General features: G+C 52.0%; 15 protein-coding genes. 9 read left to right on the top strand and 6 right to left on the bottom strand.

The annotated features are described in order from the left end of the window. The first annotated feature begins 85 nt into the window (after window positions 1–85). Window positions 86–712 carry a response regulator gene (locus tag ACFMKP_RS18225; RefSeq protein WP_382293839.1) on the top strand — a complete coding sequence of 209 codons (627 nt, stop codon included), beginning with the start codon at window positions 86–88 and terminating at the stop codon, window positions 710–712. A gap of 205 nt (window positions 713–917) precedes the next feature. On the opposite strand, the gene ACFMKP_RS18220 is transcribed toward ACFMKP_RS18225, so the two are convergent. After that, a complete protein-coding gene (locus ACFMKP_RS18220; protein ID WP_382293837.1) occupies window positions 918–1385 on the bottom strand; it encodes a peroxiredoxin in 468 nt (155 codons plus the stop codon). A 23-nt stretch (window positions 1386–1408) separates the two neighbouring features. After that, window positions 1409–1876 carry a peroxiredoxin gene (locus tag ACFMKP_RS18215; RefSeq protein WP_382293835.1) on the bottom strand — a complete coding sequence of 156 codons (468 nt, stop codon included), beginning with the start codon at window positions 1874–1876 and terminating at the stop codon, window positions 1409–1411. Between the two features lie 141 nt (window positions 1877–2017). On the opposite strand from ACFMKP_RS18215, the gene ACFMKP_RS18210 reads away from it, so the two are divergent. The 6 genes from ACFMKP_RS18210 to ACFMKP_RS18185 all read left to right on the top strand — a co-directional run bounded on the left by ACFMKP_RS18210 (window position 2018) and on the right by ACFMKP_RS18185 (window position 9227). Then, on the top strand, window positions 2018–4159 hold the full coding sequence (locus tag ACFMKP_RS18210) for an AAA family ATPase (protein ID WP_382293833.1): 2142 nt from the start codon (window positions 2018–2020) through the stop codon (window positions 4157–4159). Between the two features lie 559 nt (window positions 4160–4718). After that, window positions 4719–5804, top strand: a complete 1086-nt coding sequence (locus ACFMKP_RS18205) for a M24 family metallopeptidase (protein WP_382293832.1) — start codon at window positions 4719–4721, stop codon at window positions 5802–5804. Window positions 5805–5837: 33 nt separating this feature from the next. Further along, the gene (efp, locus tag ACFMKP_RS18200; RefSeq protein WP_054535670.1) at window positions 5838–6395 is read left to right on the top strand and encodes an elongation factor P; all 558 of its coding nucleotides are present in this window, start codon (window positions 5838–5840) and stop codon (window positions 6393–6395) included. Window positions 6396–6494: 99 nt separating this feature from the next. Continuing rightward, the gene (accB, locus tag ACFMKP_RS18195; protein ID WP_382293829.1) at window positions 6495–6962 is read left to right on the top strand and encodes an acetyl-CoA carboxylase biotin carboxyl carrier protein; all 468 of its coding nucleotides are present in this window, start codon (window positions 6495–6497) and stop codon (window positions 6960–6962) included. A 273-nt stretch (window positions 6963–7235) separates the two neighbouring features. After that, window positions 7236–8414 (top strand): exodeoxyribonuclease VII large subunit, encoded by a 1179-nt coding sequence (gene xseA, locus ACFMKP_RS18190; protein ID WP_382293827.1) that lies wholly within the window; start codon window positions 7236–7238, stop codon window positions 8412–8414. 3 nt (window positions 8415–8417) lie between these two features. Then, window positions 8418–9227: an AAA family ATPase gene (locus ACFMKP_RS18185; protein ID WP_382293826.1), complete on the top strand. Its 810-nt coding sequence runs from the start codon at window positions 8418–8420 to the stop codon at window positions 9225–9227. A gap of 341 nt (window positions 9228–9568) precedes the next feature. Here ACFMKP_RS18185 and pnp read toward each other — a convergent pair whose 3' ends face one another. The 4 genes from pnp to ACFMKP_RS18165 all read right to left on the bottom strand — a co-directional run bounded on the left by pnp (window position 9569) and on the right by ACFMKP_RS18165 (window position 14150). Beyond that, window positions 9569–11926 (bottom strand): polyribonucleotide nucleotidyltransferase, encoded by a 2358-nt coding sequence (gene pnp / locus ACFMKP_RS18180; protein WP_382293824.1) that lies wholly within the window; start codon window positions 11924–11926, stop codon window positions 9569–9571. Window positions 11927–12173: 247 nt separating this feature from the next. Then, window positions 12174–12446, bottom strand: a complete 273-nt coding sequence (gene rpsO, locus ACFMKP_RS18175) for a 30S ribosomal protein S15 (protein WP_382293822.1) — start codon at window positions 12444–12446, stop codon at window positions 12174–12176. A gap of 210 nt (window positions 12447–12656) precedes the next feature. Next, window positions 12657–13103 carry a GNAT family N-acetyltransferase gene (locus ACFMKP_RS18170; protein WP_382293821.1) on the bottom strand — a complete coding sequence of 149 codons (447 nt, stop codon included), beginning with the start codon at window positions 13101–13103 and terminating at the stop codon, window positions 12657–12659. A 15-nt stretch (window positions 13104–13118) separates the two neighbouring features. Further along, the gene (locus tag ACFMKP_RS18165; RefSeq protein WP_204753578.1) at window positions 13119–14150 is read right to left on the bottom strand and encodes an NAD(P)H-dependent glycerol-3-phosphate dehydrogenase; all 1032 of its coding nucleotides are present in this window, start codon (window positions 14148–14150) and stop codon (window positions 13119–13121) included. A 236-nt stretch (window positions 14151–14386) separates the two neighbouring features. Between ACFMKP_RS18165 and nifS the strand changes: the two genes are divergently transcribed. Beyond that, window positions 14387–15583: a cysteine desulfurase NifS gene (gene nifS / locus ACFMKP_RS18160; protein WP_382293818.1), complete on the top strand. Its 1197-nt coding sequence runs from the start codon at window positions 14387–14389 to the stop codon at window positions 15581–15583. Window positions 15584–15720: 137 nt separating this feature from the next. Further along, window positions 15721–17151, top strand: coding sequence for a trigger factor (locus ACFMKP_RS18155; protein ID WP_382293817.1), 1431 nt, complete (start codon window positions 15721–15723; stop codon window positions 17149–17151). Window positions 17152–17263 lie beyond the last annotated feature (112 nt).

Raw genomic sequence — 17263 nt, 5'->3', positions numbered from 1 at the left:
CATAATCAAATCGGCCACGACCCGTGTTAAGCTGATAACTAGCTGATAGTACGGCGCTAAAAACGCCATCGCCGAGGATTTTGTCATGATTCGAGTTGCAATTGTTGAAGATCAACGGATTGTTCGCGAGGGCTTGATTGCAGTTTTAGAGGATGAAGCCAACATTACGATTGTGGGCGAGGCTGCCAATGGCCAAGAAGCAATTAATCTTTATGCCCAAGAACTACCAGATGTCGTATTGATGGATTTACAAATGCCCGTGATGGATGGCCCGACCGCGATTGGTCAGCTGTGCCAACGCTGGCCCCAAGCCAAAGTGCTGGTGCTCACAACCTATGCCACCGATGAGTTTATTTGGGCGGCCTTGCGGGCGGGAGCCAAGGGCTACTTACTCAAAGATGCTTCTGCTGATGAGTTGGTTGCGGCAATTCACGCGGTTGCTCGTGGCAGCACTCACCTTGCACCTGATATTGCCGCCAAACTGGTGGCTGGCGTGAGCAATCCCCAGCCAGAAGCGTTAACGCCGCGCGAATTGGAAGTGCTACACCTGCTGGGCCGGGGGCGCTCCAATGGCGAGATTGCGCTAGAGCTTGATATTGCGCTACGCACGGTCAAAGTTCATGTCCAAAATATCTTGGGCAAGCTTGGCGCAACCAATCGCACTGAGGCCGTCAGCATCGCCGTGCGCCAAAAACTGATTAGCCTGACGTAAGAAGGATGAAGGATGAATTATGAGGGATGAAGGAAAGTCAAAAGGCAAAATTACGCTTGAAACCACGAAGAGCGCGAAGAACGCGAAATTTTAACGCCTTCGTGCGCTTCGTGTCCTTCGTGGTTAAAAATAGTATCCTTAGAAACCACAAAGAGCGCGAAGAACGCGAAATTTTAACGCCTTCGTGCGCTTCGTGCTTAAAAAACTAGGCCTCGTTGATGATGCGCAGCGCTTCGGTGATATGTTTGTTGGCGTTGAGCATCGACGAGAAAATATGCTGAATCGTGCCCTTTTGATCGATGATATAGGTTACACGGCCCGCTAAAATGCCCAATGTCGTTGCGCCATAGAGCTTGCGCACCGTGCCAGCGCTATCGCTGAGCAAAGTAAACGGCAAGCGATGATTAGCAGCAAATTGCTCGTGCGATTCAACCGAATCGCTGCTAATGCCAATAACTTCGGCTCCTGCTTGCTTAAACACCTCGTACTGGTCGCGAAAAGCACAGACTTCGGCCACGCAGCCAGCAGAATGATCCTTGGGATAGAAAAACAGCACGATTTTCTTATTGCCGATCAGGCTTTGCAGATCGACCATTTGGCCAGCTTGGTTGGGCAGGCTGAACGCTGGGGCTTGATCGCCAACGCTCAATTTACCTGTAGTTGCAGTCGCCATATCAAAAAACTCCTCACTAAAATTTAGGCTTGTTGCAAAATCCGTAACGATTCATCAATATGTTTTTGGGCATTCAAGCGCGATGAGAAAATATGTTGAATCGTGCCTTGTGGATCGATGATGTAGGTAACACGGCCAGTAAAAATGCCCAGCGTGGTTGCGCCATAGAGCTTGCGCACCGCACTATCGCCATCGCTCAACAAGGTAAACGGCAAGCGATGTTTGGCGGCAAATTGCTTGTGCGATTCGACCGAATCGCTGCTTACGCCAATCACTTCGGCTCCTACTTGCTTGAAGACTTCATATTGGTCGCGAAAAGCACAGACTTCGGCCACACAAATTAGCGAATCATCTTTGGGATAGAAAAAGAGCACAATATGCTTTTTACCCAGCAAATCGTTGAGATCGACAATTGCGCCAGTTTGGTTGGGCAGGCGAAAGTTTGGGGCGCGATCGCCAATTTGTAGTTTGCCAGCGGTTGCGGTCGTCATTGGGCGTTGCTCCACGATTAATTACTATTCACTCACGCGATTATTGCACGCTCCTTTCCCGTTTGGTTTCCCGAGTTAGTTCCCAGTTGCGGCGATTTTGGTTTAAAATGCTGGCTAGGTGATTTTGGGTTGGGATTGGCGATGGAACGACGCTATTATTTTTTGGGCCAGCCGCAAATTTTCTGCAACCAGCAATTGATTAATCTGACCAATGCCAAGGCTGTAGCGTTATTGGCCTATTTGGCCTGCCAACCACAGCCGCAGCCACGCGAGCGCATTTTGGGTTTGCTCTGGGCCGAAAGTAGCAGCAGCGCCGCGCGCAAAAACCTAAGCAATTGTCTCTGGCTGTTGCGCCAACAACTTGGCAACGATTGCATTCGCAGCCACGATGATCGCTTGGGCTTGGGCAGCGAGTGCTGGAACGATCTGCAAACATTATGGCAATTCGATCAGCCTGATCTCACCACGCTACTTCATTGTTATCGTGGCCCATTGCTCGATGGCCTGAATTTGCGCGATGCGCCGGAGTTTGAATTATGGCTGCTGCAAGAGCGTAATCGGGTGCATCAGCACTATCTGCAATTGCTCGAACAAGCGGTGCAACGCTACGACGATTGGCAGCAAAAACTCCAACTTGCCAGCCATGGCCTGACGATCGATCCATTGCATGAGCCATTTGTTCAAGCGGCGATTCAAGCATGCCTAGCGCTCGATCAACGGGCCAATGCCTTGCAACACTACACCAATTTCCATTATCAACTTGAGCAACAACTAGGCTTGGAGCCAGCAGCAGCAACCCAAGCGCTGCGCATGCAAATTCTTGGCCCGCCAACGGGCACAACGCTTCAGCCGCCACGCTTGCCCGCCCCAACCAACAATGCCCAATTAATTGGCCGCGAGCGTGATTACGCATTGGTGGATCGCGCTTGGCAAGCCAGTTTGCAGAATCAACTCCAAGTTGTGCTGCTCACTGGCGAGCTGGGAATTGGCAAAACCAGCTTGTGGCAAACATGGTTGGGCCAAATTCGCGAAGCGCATCAGGTTATCGTGGCACGCGGACTGGAAATAACCCAATTGCTGCCCTTCGCGCCATTTTTAGCCTGGACTGATCAATCTGCGCTGCTCGATTGGCTGTTTGGCGCGCAATCGCCATTAGCGCCTTACTGGCAGAGCGAGTTGGCGCGCTTGATTCCCGATTTTAAGCAACGTGAGATTGTGCCACCGCTGAACACTGCCACGCCAGCAGAAGAACGGCGGCGGATTTTCGAGGCCATGTTGCAGGTTTTGTTGCTGTTTGCCGATCAGCCTTTGGTGTTGGTGCTCGACGATGCACATTGGGCCGATCAACTTTCGCTTGGTTGGCTGGGCTTTGCCGCCGAACGCTTGCAATCCAAGCCAGTGCTGATTATTTTGACCTATCGCGCTAATCAGGTGCAAGGCGAATTGGCCAATTTGCTTTGGCATTGGCAGCGCAACCACATCGCCCAACGCCATGAGTTGCAACCGCTAAGTGCCAGCGAAAGCGCCCAATTGGTGCGCCAACATGGCGGCGATATACAACGTAGTGCCCAACTCTATCAGCGCAGCCGTGGCAATCCCTACTTTTTGCATGAATTATTACAAGCTCCCAGCGAGCAAATTCCTAGTTCGTTGGCAGATGTGTTGGGCTTGCGCTTAACCAGTTTGCCGAGTGCTGCCCAAGCCTTGCTCTCAGCCGCCATGATTTTGGGCATCAATAGCAGGCTCGAATTGTTGCAACAGGTCAGTCATTGCAACGAAGATCAAGCCCTCGATATGCTTGATCTTTTATTGCAACAGGGTATTTTGGCCGAGCAAACGGGCCAATATCAAATTGCCCACCCGCTGATTGCTGAAGTGTGGCAGCAACATCTGAGTCCGGCCCGTCGCCAAGTATTTCATCGCCGGGCTGCCGAAGCCTTGGCCGCGAGTTATGCGGGTATGTTGCCGCTAGTCGCGGTGCAATTGGCCAGCCATTACGAAGCTGCGGGCAATGCTCACGAAGCAGCGCGCTACGCAGAAATGGCTGGCTATCATGCTTTAATTATGGCATCGGGCCAAGCAGCAGTCACGCTCTATCAGCGAGCGCTGAGCTTGGAAACAACGCCGCTGCGCATGCTTGGGCTTGGTCGGGCATGGGTCTTGGAGGGCGATGTGCTCGCGGCGCGTGCTAGTTTCGACGCAGCCCGCCAAGCATTCGAGGCACTAGGCGATTTTGCAGGCGCAGCCCAAGCCAGCCTCCACCTAGCAGCGAGTTATCAGTAGGAGTTGGTGATCGGGTGTTGGGGGGCGGGGAGCGGAAGGTTTTGATCAACAAATTGCACAAACGATAGGAACCGCGAAGAGCGCGAAGGACACGAAGAACGACTTTTTAGCCACAGATTGCCACAGATTATTTGGATTATCCTGCTATACCCCACATTTCATCCTTCATCCCTCATCCTTCATCCTTTATCTTTTCTCTCTGCGCCGCTGCGTTAACGGATTGATCCACAAAGCGCACGAAGGATTTTTTCGCCACGAATTGCACGAATTGCACGAATAATTATTTTTTCGCCACAGATTGTCACAGATTAGCCCAGATGATTTTTTCATACCCAATAGCCAATAGTCAAAAGCCAATAGCCAATAGCCTATCACCTATCGCCCAATCCTCAGCCCCCGATCCCCAATCTCTACCTATGTTCTATGTTCTTTGCTCTATGTTCTCTCTCATAGCTTTACAATAAAAACGTTTGACAAGCATCTTTGATGGCATATATACTACACAAAGCCCGTTGGCAACCCCAAGCGGGCTTGTAGTGTGCTGAAAGGCTGGTGCGCGGTGTCTCAAGAACGGCTCGCAGCGTTGCGGATGCTTTTTGAAGCAGCCCAAATTGATGGATTGTTGGTGGCCAATAGCCAAAATCGGCGGTATCTGAGCGGGTTTAGTGGTTCGGCGGGCGTGTTATTAATTGATGCTCAACGAGCATTATTAATCACCGATGGCCGCTATACCGTGCAAGCAGCGCAAGAGGCCAGCCACTTTGAAACCATCACGCGCACGCTTGATGAAACGTTGTATAGCTGCGTTGGCCGCTATGTTGCGCCGATCAAACGCTTGGGCTACGAGCCAGCAACCCTCAGCGTTGCCGATTATAATGCTTTGCGCCAAGCACTACCTGGCGATGTAACCTTGGTTGCAATTGGTTCGTTGACTGAGCAATTACGCGCCATCAAAACCAGCGAAGAAGTTGCGGCCCTGCGCCAAGCAATTAACATTACTGACCAAGCGTTGGCGGCAGTCAAGCCGATGTTGCGCCCAAGCATGCTCGAACGCCAAGTTGCTTGGGAATTGCACAAGGCGATTGTGGAGCATGGCGGCGATGGCTTAGCTTTTGAGATTATCGTCGGCGCTGGCTTGAATAGCGCCTTGCCCCATTATCACGCTGGCAACGCGCCACTCGGCCAAGGTCAACCGATTGTGATTGATTTTGGCGCGCTGTATGCTGGCTATCATGGCGATATGACGCGCACCCTCGTGCTGGGCCAGCCCGATGCCAAATTCGAAGAAATTTATGGCATTGTGCGCCACGCGCTGGAAGATGCAACCAACGGCATCACCGCCAACACCACCGGCAGAGAGGCTGACGCATTCGCGCGCAACGTCATCGAGGCCTCTGGCTATGGCCAATATTTCAGCCATGGCACTGGCCACGGGGTTGGCTTGCAGATTCACGAAGAGCCACGGCTCAGCCGCGTGCATAACGATTTACTGCCAGTTGGCTCAATTTTCAGCATCGAGCCAGGCATTTATCTGCCCGATTGGGGCGGCGTGCGGCTCGAAAACCTGGTTTTGCTCAATGCCAATGGCGTTGAAACCCTTACACAGTCACCACTTGACCCGATTATTGTGATCGAGCAAGCCTAAAATTTATTACAACCCAAAGGGAGTTTTTGTATCATGGTCTCAACAGGTGAAGTACGCAAAGGTCTAACCCTCATTATTGATGGTGAATTGTTCCGCGTGATGGAAGCCAACCACGTCAAGCAAGGTCGTGGCACGGCATTCTTGCGCCTGACCTTACGCAATGTCCGCACCAGTGCCACCACCGTCAAAACCTTTATGGCTGGCGAACGCTTCGAAGTAGCCCGCTTGTCAACCCGCAATGTACAATATCTCTATCGCGAAGATAACTACATCTACGTGATGAACACCGAAACCTACGATCAATTCCCCGTCAGCGTGGATTTGCTCGAAGATGCCTTGTTGTATATTCGCGAAAACGAAACCTTCGATGTTTTGACCTATGAAGATGAAGTATTGGATATTTCATTGCCTTCATCAGTCGAGATGACGGTGGTCGAAACCGAGCCAAACTACAAAGGCGATACCGCTTCAGGTGGCGGCAAGCCTGCAACAACCGATACCGGCTTGGTGGTCCAAGTGCCATCATTTGTCGCCGTCGGCGAACGGATTCGGGTCGATACCACCAACGGCAAGTACCTCACCCGGATCTAGGTGGAGTTGCGCCGCGTATTTTAAAGCTGATCATCACGGCGCTGGGCACGTTCCCTGCGCCGTCGCCATTTCTAAAAGTGTAGTTGAGGATGTTAGCCCATGAGTGAGCAAACGCCAGAACATAATTTACTCACCGAGGATGTGCGTGAGTTGCTCCGTTTAATCACCCAAACCGATATTACCGAGCTGAGCCTTGAGCGTGGCGATGCCAAGATTCATGTCAAGCGCACGCCCTATGCTGTGGCGGCCCCAGTTGTGGTGACCAGCGGCGTAGCGGCGGCTCCGGTTGCTGCCAGCAGCGCCGAAACTCCAGTTGCATCAATCGGCCAGCCAATTACCTCGCCCATGGTTGGGACGTTCTATGCCTCGCCCTCGCCCAAAGATCCAGCTTACGTTAAAGTTGGCGATGAAGTGCACCCAGGCGATGTGATCGGCATTGTCGAAGCTATGAAGATGATGAACGAAATCGAAAGCGAAATTCATGGCCGCGTCGCCGTCATTCACGTTGAAAATAGCCAGCCAGTCGAGTATGGCCAAGTGCTGATTTCAATCGTGCCGCTTGATTAATCGCTTGCACTGTTCGTTGGATGCTAGGAGTTATGATTCTTAGCATAATCATCGTTTCAATTATTGCTCAGTGCAGTGGCATTCCACAGAACAAACATTAGGGGGTGCAGGGGGATGAAAACCCCCTGCGTTTCCCGCCGGCGGCGGGACGGAAGGGTGGCGAATCGATCGAGAATTGAGAGCCAATTATCTCAAATGATAACAATCAGCGATTGTTTTTTTGCCGAAATCCTCGTACAATTGTGCTACTATCCTCAGTAAGCAGGCCAAGCCATGGAACAACTTTCAGTCAGTGAATTATGTGGATATATCAATGCGGTGCTCACCAGCGATCCCGTCGTCAGCGACGTTTGGGTCTTTGGCGAGGTTTCCAATTGCAAACGCCATTCATCGGGCCATTGGTATTTAACCCTCAAGGAAGCCGATTCGCGGATCGATGCGGTTATCTGGCGCTCAACTGCCTTGCGGCTTAGCTCATTGCCCCAAGATGGCATGGCAATTTTGGGCCATGGCAAAGTCGAACTCTATAACGGACGCTTGCAACTCTACCTCGATTTCATCACCCCTGCTGGCGAAGGGCTTTTGCAAGCTCAATATGAACGGCTCAAAGCCCAACTCGAAGCCGAAGGCTTAACCGAGCGCAAACGGCCTTTACCACTTTTTCCGCAACGCATAGGCATCGTCACCTCGCCAACTGGCGCGGCTTTGCAGGATATGTTGAATGTGCTGCGCCGCCGCTTTCCGCTGGCCGAAGTTATTATCGCACCAGCCCTCGTGCAGGGTGAAGATGCAGCGCCATCGATTGTCGAGGCCTTGTATGAGCTGTTCGATTTCGAGCCAGATGTGATTATCGTGGCTCGTGGCGGTGGCTCAATTGAAGATCTCTGGGCATTCAACGAAGAGATTGTGGCGCGCGCGGTTTTTGCCTCGCCAGTGCCAGTCGTCACGGGCGTTGGCCACGAAACCGATACAACAATTGTTGATTTTGTTGCCGATTTGCGCGCGCCAACGCCTTCTGCCGCCGCCGAATTGGTCACACCCGATCTGGCCACATTGCGCGATGAATTGATCAATCAGGTTGGCTTGTTACATGGCTTGTTCCAAAGCCGCTTGCAATTGTTGCGCAGCGAACTCAACCAACAACAACAACAATTGCTCCGTCACGATCCCCAATTGCGCTTGCAACAAGGCCATGAACATGTCAGCGTACTGCAACAGCGCTTGCAACGCGCCATGCAACGCATGCTTGAAATGGCCCGTTTGAAGGTGCAAGTTGCTGAGCGTAGTTTAGTAGCACTTAATCCTGAACGCACGTTGGCTCGTGGCTATGCGGTAGTCTTGCATGCAGGCCGCGCTATCACCAATCGCAACCAAGTTGCGGTCGGCGAAACAATCAGCATTCAACTGCACCAAGGCCAAATTCAGGCCACAGTTGATGAACTGAGGGATTAACCGATGTTATTAGCCAGCCTCAAAGTCAAAGCGCCAACAGCCGATGATCGCGAGCAATTTCCCTTGAATGTGCCAGCGATTCAGGCCTTGATTGGCGAAGAAATCGATTTTACCGCGCCAGTCACGATTATTGTGGGCGATAATGGCTCTGGCAAATCGACATTTTTGGAAGGTTTGGCCGTGGCCGCCCGTTCAATCGCAGTTGGAACTTACGATCTTGACCAGGATCAAAGCCTGACCTCAGCCCAACGCTTGGCGAGATATTTGCACCTGAGCTGGCGCAAGCGCTCTGGGCGTGGCTTTTTCCTGCGGGCTGAAGATTTTTTTGGCTATGCACTACGCTTGAATCAATTGCGCATCGAGGCCGAGGCTGGCTTGCGCGAGGTCGAAGCCGACACCACGCTTTCGCCATTAGCCCGTGCCCAAGCCCGCCAAACCCATTCGCGCACCATCGGCGAGTTGCGCCATCGTTATGGCGAAGGCCTCGATCACGCTTCGCATGGCGAGAGTTTTCTGCGTTTATTTCAATCGCGCTTTGTGCCCAATGGCTTATATTTGCTCGACGAACCGGAAGCGCCATTAGCGCCGATTCGCCAATTGAGTTTGTTGTCGCTGATGCGCGATGCAGTTGAGCAGCAACAAAGCCAATTTGTCATTGTAACCCACTCGCCGATTATTATGGCCTATCCCAAGGCCCAGTTGCTGCAAATTAGCGCAGCGGGCTTGCAACCAATTGAATATAACGCAATTGAACATGTGACGTTGTTGCGCGATTTTCTCAACCAGCCTGATCGCTTTTTGCGTCATTTGTAGCGATGGGGATTGGTTTTGATCCACGAAGAGCACGAAGAGCACGAAGGACGGAAACCACGAAGAACGCAAAGAGCACGAAGGTTAAGTTTTTAGCCACAGATTTGTTTGATTATGTTCTATGCTCTATGCTCTATGTTCTATACTCTTCATCCTTCATCCCTCATCCTTCATCCTTTATCTTTTCTCTCTGCGCCGCTGCGTTAAAAAATAATCCACGAAGCGACACAACAGTTCTCGAAGTGAAATTGATTGGTTCGCTGAAATTTCGATAAAACTCAGCGAACCAATCAACCCAACATTCGTGCTCTTCGTGTCGCTTCTTGGATCAAAAACTAGCAGATTTAGCCGCGGAAGCCGCCACCACGGCGGTCGTTGCCACCTGGACGTGGGCCACGGTCGCCACCTTCACGAGGACGGTCGCCTTCAGGACGTGGACCGCGATCACCCTCTGGGCGTGGGCCACGGTCGCCACCTTCAGTGCGTGGGCCGCGATCGCCGCCTGGGCGAGGGCCGCGGTCGCCGCCGCCACCATTACCACCGCGTGGGCCACCTTTGCTGCTGCTGCTCTTGCGTTGTTCAGCAGTTTCGCCAGTGAGAATTGCGCGGCGTGAAAGGCTGAGCTTGCCAGTGCCTGGCTCAACATCGATCACCATCACGGTCAATTCATCGCCAATTTTGACCACATCTTCGACGTTTTCGACCCGTTTTTCATCGAGTTCGGAAACGTGAACCATGCCATCTTTGCCTGGCAAAATGTTGACGAACGCACCATACGGCATAATCCGCACAACTTTACCAGTGAAGATTTCGCCAACTTTGGCTTCACGGGTCAAACCTTCGATCAACGATTGAGCCAAGCGTGCGCCATCAGCGTCAGGCGTAGTCACGAATACGCGGCCATCGTCTTCAACGTCGATTTGAGCGCCAGTTTGCTCGATAATTGAGCGAATCGTCTTACCACCAGGCCCAATCAAAGCACCGATCTTCGATGGCTCAATTTGCAGGGTGATAATCCGTGGGGCAAATTGCGAAATATCATTGCGCGCAGTATTGATAATTTCATTCATCTTATTGAGAATGAACACGCGGCCTTGGCGCGCTTGCTCAAACGCTTGCTGCATAATTTCGTAGGTAATGCCCGTGGTTTTGATGTCCATTTGCAGCGCGGTGATGCCAGCACTGGTGCCAGCAACCTTGAAGTCCATATCGCCCAAGGCATCTTCCAAGCCTTGGATGTCGGTCAAGACGCTGAATTGGCCAGCTTCTTTGCCCGTAATCAAGCCCATTGCCACGCCAGCAACCGGAGCTTTGATTGGAACACCAGCATCCATCAAAGCCAACGACGAGCCACAAACTGAGGCCATCGACGATGAACCGTTAGATGCTAATACTTCCGAAACCAAGCGCATGGTGTAGGGGAATGAATCTTTTTCTGGCAATACTGGCACCAAAGCCCGTTCGGCCAACTTGCCGTGACCAATATCACGGCGACGTGGGCCACGTGAAGGCCGCGCTTCGCCAGTCGAGAAGGCTGGGAAGTTGTAGTGGTGCATATAGTGGCGAGTGGTTTCAATCCCCAAATCGTCAAGGCGTTGTTCGTCGCCAGGCGAGCCGAGGGTTGCCACGGTCAGCACTTGAGTTTGGCCACGGGTAAACAAGCCCGAGCCGTGAACGCGAGGCAGAACCCCAACATCAACTGCAATTGGGCGAATTTCGTTGACCTTACGGCCATCGACCCGAATGCCTTGCTCAAGAATTGAAGAACGAACTTCATTTTTGACCAAGCCATCGTAGGCTTTGGTGACAGTCTTGACGCGGGCTGCCAATTCTTCTTCGGTTGCGCCAGCGCTGAATTTTTCGAGCACTTCAAGCCGCAAGGCATCGGTTGCATCTTCGCGCGCGGTTTTGTCGCTGTTGTTCAAAGCTTCCAAGAAGCGATTGCCCATCCAAGCCTTGATTTCATCTTGCAGGCTGGTATCAACGACCGGAGCCACAAATTCTTTTTTGGGCTTGCCGCATTTTTCGGCCAATTCAAGCTGGGCTTGGATAACCGATTGCATGGCTTCGTGACCGCGCTTGACTGCTTCGAGCATTTCAGCTTCGGTCAGTTCGTAGGCGCTGGCCTCGACCATCATCACTGCTTCGCTGGTGCCAGAAACAACCAAATCGAGGCGGCTATTTTCCATCAAGCCCATCACGGGGTTGATAGCAAAAACACCATCGATATGGCCCATTTGAACTGCGGCAACTGGCCCAGCAAATGGAATATCCGAAATCACCAAGGCTGCCGAAGCACCAATAATTGCCAATGGGCCTGGATCATTCACTTGGTCGGTTGAAAGTGTGGTGATCGAGACCTGCACATCATTGTAATAACCTTTGGGAAACAAAGGCCGCAATGGGCGGTCGGTCAAGCGCGAGGTCAAAATCGCGGTTTCGGTTGGTCGGCCTTCGCGTTTGAAGAACGAACCCGGAATTTTACCAGCGGCGTACATTTTTTCTTCGTAATCGACAGTCAAAGGGAAGAAATCAATCCCTTCGCGTGGTTCATTTGAAGCAGTAACTGCTGCTAACAAAACCGTATCGCCGTAACGAACTAAAACTGCGCCATTGGCCAACTGAGCAACGCGGCCTGCTTCAATCGTCAATGGGCGACCTGCAAGCTCGACCGTTACACTATGAACTTGATGTTCAGTCAAAATATGCCTCCAAACACCCCACTTGGGTGCTTCACAACGTGGATCGTTAGGCACTGGAGCCTGCACAGCAACATCGGTCACTGTTCACGCGCCAATTCCTAACGTCCACAAAACCATCAGTGCGCCTCTTTACTGCAATCATTGAGCCAGCGAGGCTTTATTATGGCTCAACACAAAAACGTCTGGGAGCAATTGTACTCCCAGACGTGTATTTTAGCATGCTTTGCAAGCAAACACTTTACCCAATTTAGGCTTTGATCCGCAGACCCAAGCGTTCGCTGACAGCGCGGAACCGAGCATTGTCTTTTTTGCTCAGGTAGGCCAACAAGCGACGGCGACGACCAACCAACTTCAGCAAACCACGGCGTGAGTGGTGATCTTGCTTGTGCTGTTTCAAGTGTTCGATCAATTGGTTGATGCGGTCGGTCAAAAGGGCAATTTGCACATCTGCCGAGCCAGTATCTGTTTCGTGCAGTTTATAGTTATTGATAACGGTTGATTTTTCTTGATCCAGCGACACGGTGTGCCTCCTTGTTAATTGGGCATGGGAATGCCGGTTTTCCCACCCTTCCCTGTGCAACGTCATTCGCGGCACATTGGCTGCGAGTATACCAGCAAAATCGATTCTGTGCAAATCGATATGTCAAGCCGATTTAACATTTCGGATGAGAGCTGGATGAGAATCTTGATCAAAATAGCTCATGCTAATGCGCTAAAAGCGTGTTTGCTGCTAACCTTGGTAGTTGTAGCAATGAGTGCTGCGCACTAAGCCCGTAGCTGGCTCAAACCCACAATGCTCATACAGCTTCGCCGCCGCTGGATTATTGGTGTATAAGCTGATTTTGGCAAAATGGCTAGCAGCATGCTTCAAGCTGTGCAGCACAATTTGCTTGGCCAAGCCATGCCGCCGCCATGCAGGCAACACATACACATGGCGAATGCGGCCAATCGTCGCGGTCGGTTGATAGGGATCGATGCTAATGCCACCAATTGCTCGCAAACGCTGGCCTTGCCAAATGCCCCAAAAGCCTTCGCCTGGCTGTGAAAAAGTTTGGACTCCACTTTGCCATTCTTCGGAAAGTCGTTGCACCATGCTGTAGCCTTCGGCGCTGCTGGCGGCAATCAACGGCGCTAGTTCGGCCAAATGTTGCTTGGTAAATGATCGTAACTCTTGCATTGCTCAGCTCCTCGATTAAGCAAATAGCCCTTGCAAGCCTGCCAATTCATTTTTAGGGTCGCGCTGCATCAAATCCAGCCCGGCCTGTTGTGGCGATTTGCCTTCAAATAACACGCGATACAGTTCATCGGCAATCGGTAATTCGACATTATAGTGTTGGGCGAGTTGGCGGGCGGTGGCGGTGGTGTTCACGCCTTCGGCAACTTGGCCAAGCTGGGCCAATGCAGTTTCGAGCGATTGACCCCGAGCCAGCGCTTCGCCCAACCGCCGATTGCGGCTATGCGGCGAGGCACAGGTGGCTATTAAATCGCCCAAGCCCGCCAAGCCAGCGAAGGTCAGTGGATGCGCACCCCGCGCCATGCCCAAGCGGGTCATCTCGGCCAAACCTCTGGTGATAAAGGCCGCCTTAGCATTATCGCCCAAGCCCATGCCATCGCAGATGCCAGCCCCAAGCGCCACAATATTTTTGAGTGCGCCGCCAAGCTCCACCCCAATCACATCACTAGAGCGATAGATGCGCATTAATGTGGTGGTGAGCAAGCTCTGCGCCCGCTGACCAGCCTGATCATCACTTAACGCTACAACGCTGGTCGAAGGCAAGCCCTGGGCAATTTCGTTGGCGATATTTGGCCCTGAGAGTGCGCCGATCAAGCCCCGTGGATGCGGGCTAAGCGCCTCGGCCAACACTTCGCTCATCGTTTCAAGGCTGCCCGTCTCGATGCCTTTGGCACAGCTGAGCACAATCGTGTCGGGCGCAAGCAGCGGCGCAAGTTGCAAGGCATTGCTGCGAATCGTTTTGGAAGGCACTGCCAACAAAATAACTTGGGCTTGAGCTGCAAGCGCAGGCTCAAACGCCAAGCCCAAATTGGCAGGAAAGCGCTGCCCAGGCAAAAAACGGCTGTTTTCGCCAGCAGCTTGGAGTTGCTCAACCTCTGCTTGGTTGCGGCCAAACAGCGTGACGTTGCGCCCGCCACGCGCCAAAACCAAGGCCAAGGTTGTGCCCCAATTGCCTGTGCCAATGACTGCTACGTCAAGCCGTTGAATCATGATTGTGCCTCCCAAATATTGCGATTCAGCTCTTCTTAGCATACCATTAGTCGTACAAGTCCCACATTGAATCTATCTAAACTAGCGATTGCAAGCTGTGCTCCAAGCCCACGATTTTGCCGTTCTGCTGGCGAGGCCATGCTGAATGTAGCGAAACGTTTACAGCAATTTGGGGTTAAACAGCGGTAAAATCAAACCAGCGACAAACTTGCAATTAGCATTAAAGGTGGTCTGGAATGGCACCAGAAACAATTTATCTCGATCATGCAGCGACAACTGCAACTGATCCAAGGGTCGTTGAGGCGATGTTGCCCTATTTCAACACGGCCTACGGCAATCCATCAAGTATCTATCGGCTGGGCCGCGCCGCGCTCGAAGGCATAGACGAGGCACGCGAAACTGTCGCCAGCTTGTTGGGCGCAAAACGCAAAGAAATTGTGTTTACCAGCGGCGGCTCCGAGGCCGATAATCTGGCGATTAAAGGCGTGGCGTTTGCTCAGCGTGACGCAGGCAAAGGCAATCACATCATCACCAGCGCCATTGAACATCATGCGGTGCTGCATGCGGTGGAATATCTCGAACACTTTGGCTTTGAAATAACTATCTTGCCAGTCGATAGCACTGGCTTGGTTTCAGTTGCCGATTTACGGGCTGCAATTCGCCCAACCACGGTCTTGGTCAGCATTATGGCGGCCAACAACGAGATTGGCACAATTCAGCCAATTGCCGAATTGGGCGCAGTTTGCCGTGAGCACGATGTGCTGTTTCATACCGACGCAGTGCAATTAATCGGCGCGCAACCAATTAATGTCAAAGAGTTGAATGTTGATTTGTTGAGCCTAACCGCGCATAAATTTTATGGGCCAAAAGGCATTGGTGCGTTGTATATGCGGCGCGGCGTGCCAATGCTGCCGTTAATTAATGGTGGCTCGCAGGAACGGCGGTTGCGGGCGGGAACCGAAAATGTGCCAGGAATTGTTGGCTTGGCCAAGGCCTTGCAATTGGCGGTCGATGAACTGCCCCAAAGCGTGAGCCAGACCACCAGCCTGCGCGATCGGCTGATTTCGGGCATTGAAGCAACAATTCCGCATGTGTATCTGAATGGTCATCGTACTCAGCGCTTGCCCAATAATGTCAATATTTCGTTTGATTTTATTGAGGGCGAAAGCATGCTGCTGCTGCTTGATCAACAGGGCATTTATGCTTCAAGTGGCTCGGCCTGCACCAGCGGCTCGCTCGACCCATCGCATGTCTTGATGGCTTTGGGCTTGAGTGCCGAACGCGCCCATGGCAGCCTACGCATGACGCTTGGCCGCGATAACACTGCCGAGCAAATCGAGCGCGTATTGGAATTATTGCCGCCCATTGTGGAGCGCTTGCGGGCGGTTTCGCCGATGTATCGCCATTTCTTGGCTGAGCAAACTGTCTATTAGGCAGAGCGCTAACGATTATTAAGCAAATCCAGATTCGCTAGCCAACGCTAAGCCATGTTCTGGTATAATGTCACGCTAGACTGCCTTCGTTGGCGATAGTTAAAGATCGATTAAATAGCATATACTTTGGAGATCGTGTGAAAGTCACAACTGAACAATTGCCAAAGCGCATTGTTGCGCTTGAGATCGAGCCAGACGCAGCGACGATAGAAAAAGAGTTGAACAAAGCCGCCCAACGGATTGCCAGCAAGGTTGCGATTCCAGGCTTCCGCAAGGGTAAGGCTCCTCGCTTTATCGTTGAAAATTATTACGGCAAGGCCGCGATTTTAGAAGAAGCTACCGACGAAATTATTAATGTGGCCTTCCGCGCTGCCCTCGATCAAGAAAAAATTACGCCAGTTGCCCAAGCTTCATTGGAAAAAGTCGAAGCTGAACCATTCCGCTTCCGCATTTTGGTTCCCGTCGAGCCAGAAGTGAACTTGCCCGATTACAAGGCAATCACGGTTGACTTGACCGAAGAACCAGTTACCGATGCAACCTTGGAAGTGGCGTTGGATCAAGCTCGTGAAAAACACGTCGTCTTGAGCGCTCCCGAAGGCGAGCCAGAAGCAGGCGAAGGCGATCAATTGACCGCTACCGTCCAAACCTTGGTCGATGGCGTGCCATTGCACAAACTCGATGCCGAAGATGATGACGACGATGACGATGACGACGATGACGACGATGACGACGATGACGACGATGATGACGATGACGACGATGACGACGATGATGACGATGATGACGACGATGATGACGACGATGATGACGACGATGATGAAGGCGAACCAACGACCTTAATCATGGAAGAACGTCGGATCGTGCCTGAACTCTATGCAGGCTTGAAAGGCATCAAAGCTGGTGAAACCCGCGAAATTAGCGCGCACCTGCCAGCCGATCATCCAGATGCCCGGGTTGCTGATAAAGACGTTGTCTTCAAAGTAACCGTCAGCGAAATTCAAAATCGCCAATTGCCAGCTTGGGAAGAACTTCCAGGCTTGGAAGAATTCGAAGGCGACTTGGATGCCTACAAGGCAGACTTGATGGAGCGCTTGGTCAAGAATTCAAGCGAACACCATCGCCGCAACGTCTTGAACAAGTACCTCGAAGAAGTTGTTGCTGCAACCACCTTCGATGTGCCCGATGCTTTGGTGGCAGATCGCGCCCACGAATTGCTCCACGAGCAAGTTGAATCGTTGGCTCGCTATGGCATCAACATGGAGCAATATCTGCAAATCGTTGGCAAAACCCACGACGAAGCAGTCCAAGAATTGTTGCCTCGTGGCGAAGAAAGCCTGAAATCGTCGTTGGTTGTGCGCAAAATCGTTGAAGCCGAAGGCTTGAGCGTCGACGATAGCGAAGTCAACACCGAAATCGAACGCATCTTGAACGATTTTCCTGACGCGCAACGTGGCCCAACCCGCCGCCGGCTTGAAAAAGAGTTGCGCTCGCAAGTTGCTGGCTCGTTGCTCGACAAGAAATTGCAAGATCGCTTGGTCGAATTGGCAACCGGCAGTAGCGCTGCCTAATTCAGTCACTCCGTCCCCCTTGTCCAAGCAATTGGGCGAGGGGGATTTTGTTTAAAGTTTAAAGGATGAAGGATGAGGGATGAAGGATGAAAAGTCAAAAGGCAGAAGTCAA

This window comes from Herpetosiphon sp. NSE202 (assembly GCF_042688385.1).
GTDB lineage: Bacteria > Chloroflexota > Chloroflexia > Chloroflexales > Herpetosiphonaceae > Herpetosiphon.
Note: the sequence above shows the minus strand (reverse complement) of the source record. Positions and strands in the feature narration are given on the sequence as shown.